This is a genomic window from Pseudoduganella sp. GW821-FHT12E03 (assembly GCF_058807115.1).
This window is the reverse complement of the sequence record NZ_JBXAQJ010000004.1, coordinates 518,478-524,547: the sequence shown is the minus strand read 5'-3', so window position 1 is coordinate 524,547 and position 6,070 is coordinate 518,478. Positions and strand designations below refer to the sequence as shown.

The 6,070-nt window shown below is 64.0% G+C and carries 5 protein-coding genes and 2 tRNA genes; 4 read left to right on the top strand and 3 right to left on the bottom strand.

The window, feature by feature from the left end:
- Window positions 1-3 precede the first annotated feature (3 nt).
- Window positions 4-80, top strand: a tRNA-Pro gene (locus tag AC1RRC_RS13205).
- 125 nt (window positions 81-205) lie between these two features.
- Window positions 206-282 (top strand) — tRNA-Pro (locus AC1RRC_RS13200).
- A gap of 59 nt (window positions 283-341) precedes the next feature.
- On the opposite strand, the gene AC1RRC_RS13195 is transcribed toward AC1RRC_RS13200, so the two are convergent.
- On the bottom strand, window positions 342-1,256 hold the full coding sequence (locus AC1RRC_RS13195; protein WP_493055927.1) for an AraC family transcriptional regulator: 915 nt from the start codon (window positions 1,254-1,256) through the stop codon (window positions 342-344).
- A 161-nt stretch (window positions 1,257-1,417) separates the two neighbouring features.
- Between AC1RRC_RS13195 and AC1RRC_RS13190 the strand changes: the two genes are divergently transcribed.
- Entirely contained in the window at window positions 1,418-1,885 is a 468-nt protein-coding gene (locus tag AC1RRC_RS13190; protein WP_493055926.1) for a (2Fe-2S)-binding protein, read from the top strand.
- 10 nt (window positions 1,886-1,895) lie between these two features.
- Entirely contained in the window at window positions 1,896-4,094 is a 2,199-nt protein-coding gene (locus AC1RRC_RS13185; RefSeq protein ID WP_493055925.1) for a xanthine dehydrogenase family protein molybdopterin-binding subunit, read from the top strand.
- Window positions 4,095-4,201: 107 nt separating this feature from the next.
- Here the strand turns inward: AC1RRC_RS13185 and AC1RRC_RS13180 are convergent, their stop codons facing one another.
- The gene (locus AC1RRC_RS13180) at window positions 4,202-5,113 is read right to left on the bottom strand and encodes a hydroxymethylglutaryl-CoA lyase (protein WP_493055924.1); all 912 of its coding nucleotides are present in this window, start codon (window positions 5,111-5,113) and stop codon (window positions 4,202-4,204) included.
- A gap of 13 nt (window positions 5,114-5,126) precedes the next feature.
- On the bottom strand, window positions 5,127-6,059 hold the full coding sequence (locus AC1RRC_RS13175) for a 2-hydroxyacid dehydrogenase (RefSeq protein ID WP_493055923.1): 933 nt from the start codon (window positions 6,057-6,059) through the stop codon (window positions 5,127-5,129).
- Window positions 6,060-6,070: the final 11 nt, after the last annotated feature.

Below are 6,070 nucleotides of genomic sequence, written 5' to 3'. Positions count from 1 at the left end.
CTTCGGAGTGTAGCGCAGCCCGGTAGCGCACCTGGTTTGGGACCAGGGGGTCCAAGGTTCGAATCCTTGTACTCCGACCAGAATTTAAAAGCCTGTGAAATGGAAACGTTTCACAGGCTTTTTTCATTCCAGCATTCAACAAATAGTGCTTATCAAGCCAACCGCATTTGACCATTCGGCCCGGTCCGAGTATGATGTCGGTATTCGGAGTGTAGCGCAGCCCGGTAGCGCACCTGGTTTGGGACCAGGGGGTCCAAGGTTCGAATCCTTGTACTCCGACCAAAATTTAAAAGCCCGTGAAATCGCAAGGTTTCACGGGCTTTTTCCATTCCCTCAATAAACTACGCGGACAGGCGCCGCAAGTTGTCGATGTCCCGCCGTGGCGGTGCGCCAAACAGCCGACTGTATTCGCGGCTGAACTGGGACGGACTTTCATAGCCGACCTGGAATGCCGCCGTGGACGCGTCCAGGTGATCGGACAGCATCATGCGCCGCGCTTCGTTCAGGCGCAGCCATTTCTGGTATTGCAGCGGACTCATCGCGGTCAGCAGGCGGAAGTGGTGGTGGAAGGTCGATGGACTCATTTGCACATGGGCCGCCAGTGTTTCGATCCGCAATGGCAGCGCGAAATGCGACTTCAGCCAGTCAATCGCCCGCGCCACCCGGTGGCTCTGGCTGCCCACCGACGCGATTTGCCGCAGCCGTGCGCCCTGGTCGCTCATCAGCAATCGATAACAGATTTCACGCTGGATCAACGGCGCCAGCACCGGAATCGAGTCCGGATCGTCGAGCAGCTCGAGCAGCCGTGCAAACGCTTGCAACAGGTGCGGCGTGGTATCTCCCATCACCATGCCACAGGCGCACGGCGCGTCGGACGGCGGCGCCATCCCGCCTTGCATGGCCAGTTCCGCCACCATCCGCAAATCCAGCTTTAAAATCAGGCCCAGGTAAGGCCGATCCCGGCTGGCGTTCACCACCTGCATCATGACGGGCAAATCCAGCGATGTGATCAAAAATCGCGTGATGTCATAGTGATAGGCATGCTCGCCCAACAGCGCCTGCTTGGCGCCTTGCACAATCAGCGCAATGCTCGGTTCCACCATGCAAGGCGCCGGCTGCGTCGGTGCTTCGCAGCGGGCCAGCATCAGGCCGGGAATCGGCGTCACCACCCGGCTCTCGCCGGCGGTCCAGCGGGCCGCGGCGGCGGCGAGCGGCTGGCGCAGGGTTTCAAGTAAGTCGCTATCGGGCAGTGTCACGGGCGCTCCTGGATTGGTCCCGGCGATGGTAATCCATCATTACCTGTCCGTGGCGGGCTTCGCAGGATTAGGCAAAAAACTCACAGGATCGTGCTATCGGTTGCGGCGCCGCGCGCACGAGAATGCAATCCACCTCTTCCCTCGTCCCTCAGGAGTCCCCGATGATCACTCTCGACATCAACGGCAAGGCGACCCGCGTCGATGCCGCCCCCGACACCCCGCTGTTGTGGGTCTTGCGCGATACGCTGCACATGACCGGCACCAAATATGGCTGCGGCATGGGTTTGTGCGGCGCCTGTACCGTTCACCTGGCCGGAGAACCCATCCGTTCGTGCAGCACCCCCATCTCCGCCGCCGTCGGCAAGAAGGTCGTCACGATTGAAGGCGTGGACCAGGCCAGGACCGCCAAGGTCGCCAGGGTGGTGCAGGACGCCTGGCAAAAACTCGACGTGGTGCAGTGCGGCTATTGCCAGTCGGGCCAGATCATGAGCGCCGTCGCCCTGCTGCAATCCAACCGCAAGCCCTCCGACGCCGATATCGACGCCGCCATGGCCGGCAATATCTGCCGCTGTGCCACCTATGTGCGCATCCGCGCCGCCATCCACGATGCCGCCAAATCACTGGCCTGAAAGGGACGCCATGACACCGCATATTGAAAATGCCAGCCGCCGGGGCTTCCTGCAAAACGCCGCCGGGCTGACGCTGGCGCTGTACCTGCCCGGCGCCGCGAATGCTGCCACGAGTGCAGCAGCAAATGCCAGCGCTGCCGCCGCGCAGCCCTTCGCACCCAGTGCGTTCCTGCGCATCGGCGCCGACGGCACCGTCACCGTGATTTCCAAGCACCTGGAAATGGGCCAAGGCACGTACACCGGCCTGGCCACCATCGTGGCGGAAGAACTTGACGCGGCCTGGGGGCAAGTAAAAGTCGAAGGCGCACCGGCCGACGCCGGCCGCTATAACAACATACTGTGGGGCCCGGTCCAAGGCACGGGCGGCAGCACCGCCATGGCCAATTCGTGGGAACAGCTGCGCACGGCGGGCGCCTCGGCGCGCGCCATGCTGGTGGCGGCGGCGGCGCAGCAGTGGCAAGTGCCGGCCAGCGCCATCACCGTCAGCGACGGCGTGGTGTTGCACGCCGCATCGCAGCGCAAGGCCACGTTTGGCCAACTGGCGCAGGCGGCGGCACAGCAGCCGGTCCCCGCCAATGTCCCCCTGAAAGACCCGAAAGACTTCAAGCTGGTTGGCAAGCGCGCACCGCGCAAGGACACGGCCGCCAAAATCCGTGGCCAGGCGCGCTTTACGCAGGACGTGCACCTGCCCGGCATGCTCACGGCGGTGGTGGCGCACCCGCCCCGCTTCGGCGCCACCGTCAAGTCCTTTGATGCGAAAGCGGCCCGCGCCGTCAAAGGCGTGGTGGACGTGGTCGCCATTCCAACCGGGGTGGCGGTACTGGCGAAAGATACGTGGAGCGCCAAGAAAGGCCGCGACGCATTGCAAGTGGCATGGGATGAAACGGGCGCCTTCAAGCTCGGCACCGATGACATCTTTGCGCGCTACCGCGAACTGGCCAAGACACCGGGTCTGGTGGCGCACAAGGCCGGCGATACGGACGCCGCCTTTACGGCGCCGGCGCGGGTGCTGCGCGCCGCCTATGATTTCCCTTACCTCGCGCACGCGGCCATGGAACCGATGAATTGCGTGGTGCACCTGACACCCGGCCGCTGCGAAATCTGGAATGGCGAACAGTTCCAGACCATCGACCAGGCCAAGGTCGCCGCGCTGCTGGGACTGAAGCCGGAACAGGTCATCCTGAACATGCTGTACGCGGGCGGCAGCTTTGGCCGGCGCGCCTGCAAGGATGCGGACTATATCGTCGAAGCCGTCAACATCGCCAAAGCCATCGATGGCAAGGCGCCCGTCAAGCTGGTATGGCTGCGTGAAGATGACATGAAAGGGGGCTACTACCGTCCCGCCTTCCACCATGTGCTGGAAGCGGCGCTCGATGCGCAAGGCAAGCTGACGGGCTGGCGCCACCGCCTGGTGGGCCAGTCGATCCTGGCCAATTCGCCGTTTGGCGCCATGGTGCAAAACGGGATCGACCGCGTCTCGGTCGAAGGCGCGGCCAACCTGCCCTATGCGATCCCGAACCAGCTGGTCGACCTGCACTCGCCGGACGACATCGGCGTGCCGGTGCTGTGGTGGCGCTCGGTGGGTTCCACCCATACGGCCTATTCCACTGAAACCTTCCTGGACGAAGTGGCCGCCGCGGCGGGCCAGGATCCGGTGGCCTTCCGCCTGGCGCTGCTGGAACACCACCCGCGCCATGCCGGTGTGCTGAAACTGGCCGCCGACAAGGCCGGCTGGGGCACGCCGCTGCCCAAGGGCGGCAATGGCGACCGGCGCGGGCGCGGCGTGGCGGTGCATGAATCGTTCAAATCGTATGTCGCGCAGGTGGCGGAAGTGACCGTCAAGCCCGATGGCAGCGTGGTGGTCGACCGCATCGTGTGCGCGGTCGATTGCGGCATCGCCATCAATCCCGACAACGTGCGCTCGCAAATCGAGGGCGGCGTCGGCTTTGCCCTGTCCGCCGCGCTGCAAGGGGCCATCACGCTCAAGGACGGCATGGTCGAGCAGTCGAACTTCCACGACTATGCGCCGCTGCGCATCAACCAGATGCCGAAGGTCGAGGTGCACATCATGCCGTCGGCGGAAAAGCCGACCGGGGTGGGCGAGCCGGGTGTGCCGCCGGTGGCGCCGGCCGTGGCCAACGCGATCGCTGCGGCGACCGGGAAGTATTTGCGCAGCCTGCCGTTCAGCGCACAGGCATTAAAAACGTAACAGGGCACTGCCCGCCACGGACGATCCACCCGGCAGCCATGTTCCGTAGGGCGGTTTTCGCGCCAGCGAAAGCCGCCATGCGTGCGTAGCCGCCGGCACTGGCGCTATCACCCCGCCCGCTTGGCGGCAATCGCATTGCCCGCGCGGCTGGCGGCCTTGCGGTTGAGGATGGCGGAAATGTACTGGCCCGCGTCGACCACGATATCGAGGTCGATGCCGGTCTCGATACCGAGGCCATTCATCATGTACAGCACATCTTCGGTCGCCACGTTGCCGGTGGCGCCCTTCGCATACGGACAGCCGCCCAGGCCCGCCACGGACGAGTGGAAGATCGACACGCCCACTTCCAGGCTGGCATAGATGTTGGCCAGCGCCTGGCCATAGGTGTCGTGGAAGTGGCCGGAAATGCCATCGAGGCGGAACACCGAGGCGGCGCGCTCCATTACGGCCTGCGTCTTGCGCGGCGTCGCCACACCGATGGTGTCGGCGATGTCGATTTCATCGCAGCCCAGGTCGCGCATGCGTCCCACCACGTCCGCCACCGCGTCGAGCGGCACGTCGCCCTGGTACGGGCAGCCGAACGAGCAGCTGATCGAGCCGCGCAGGCGCAAGCCCTGGTCCTTGGCGGCTTTGGCCACGTCGACAAAGCGCGCGATCGATTCCTCGATCGAGCAATTGATGTTCTTTTGCGAGAACGCTTCGGAAGCGGAACCAAAGATCACCACTTCATCGGCCTTCGCCGCCAATGCGCCTTCCAGGCCCTTCATGTTCGGCGTCAGCGCGGAATAAATGGCGCCGGCGCGGCGCGTGATGCGGTCCATCACTTCCGCGCTGGTCGCCATTTGCGGCACCCACTTCGGCGACACGAACGACGCCGCTTCGATGTTGGCAAAACCGGCCGACGACAGGCGGTTCACCAGCTCGATTTTCACGTCGGCGGAAATGGTTTCCTTTTCATTTTGCAGGCCGTCGCGCGGGCCGACTTCAACGATTTTGACTTTCTGCGGCAGTAAGCTCATTGCACTATCCTTTTCAATAACCTTTGGTACGGTCGATCACGTCAGCCACCGGCTCACCGTTCGCCAATTGCCGCATCTTGCCGGCGATTTGCTGCACGCTTTCGCGCCGCAAGGTCAGCGCGGAAATATGCGGCGTGATGGTAATGCGCGGCTCTTTCCAGAACGGGTGCTGCATCGGCAGCGGTTCGTTGCGGAAGACATCGAGCGTGGCCGCTTCGATATGGCCGGTGCGCATCAGGTTCAGCAAGTCCGGTTCCGACACATGGCCGCCCCGCCCCACGTTGACGATAAACGAGCCTTGCGGCATTTTCGACATGTTGGTCAGGTTCAGGATGTTGTTGGTGTCATCCGTCAGCGGCAGCATGCACACGGCCACGCGCGTACCGCGCAGGAACGTATCGAGGCCATCGGCGCCATGGAAACACTGCACGCCATCGATGGTGCGCGCCGTGCGGCTCCATGCCCGCAGCGGGAAGCCGAATGGTTTCAATGCTTCCAGCACGCGCGAACCGAGCACGCCGGCGCCCATCACGCCCACCGCGAAATCTTCGCGCACCGGCGGCAGCAATGGCGCCCACTGACCGGCGCGCGCCAGGTCTTCATATTCGTGGAAGCGGCGGTAGTAGCGCAGCACGGCATGCGTCACATATTCCGCCATCTGCGCGCCCATGCCGGCATCGGTCAGGCGCACCACCGGAACCTGCGCGGGAATCGCCTCGCCGAACCGCAAAATGCCATCGGCGCCGGAACCGGTCAGGAAGATGGCTTTGACTTCCCGCAGGTCCGGCAGCATTTCCTCGGGCGGCACGAACACCACGGCGTAATCGCACGGGGCGGCTTTAACGCCCTTCTCCCATACGATCACCTCCGCTTCCGGCAAGTAGCGCGCGAAATCCCGGATCCATGGCTCGGTCTTGCCATCCGCGCGGTGCAGCAAAATACGCATCTGCTCCTCCT

Bases quoted from the DNA above. Each gene is read 5' to 3' on its own strand.
- AC1RRC_RS13190 (WP_493055926.1), top strand. From the start codon at position 1,418: ATGATCACTCTCGACATCAACGGCAAGGCGACCCGCGTCGATGCCGCC.
- AC1RRC_RS13185 (WP_493055925.1), top strand. From the start codon at position 1,896: ATGACACCGCATATTGAAAATGCCAGCCGCCGGGGCTTCCTGCAAAAC.
- AC1RRC_RS13180 (WP_493055924.1), bottom strand. From the start codon at position 5,113: ATGAGCTTACTGCCGCAGAAAGTCAAAATCGTTGAAGTCGGCCCGCGC.
- AC1RRC_RS13175 (WP_493055923.1), bottom strand. From the start codon at position 6,059: ATGCGTATTTTGCTGCACCGCGCGGATGGCAAGACCGAGCCATGGATC.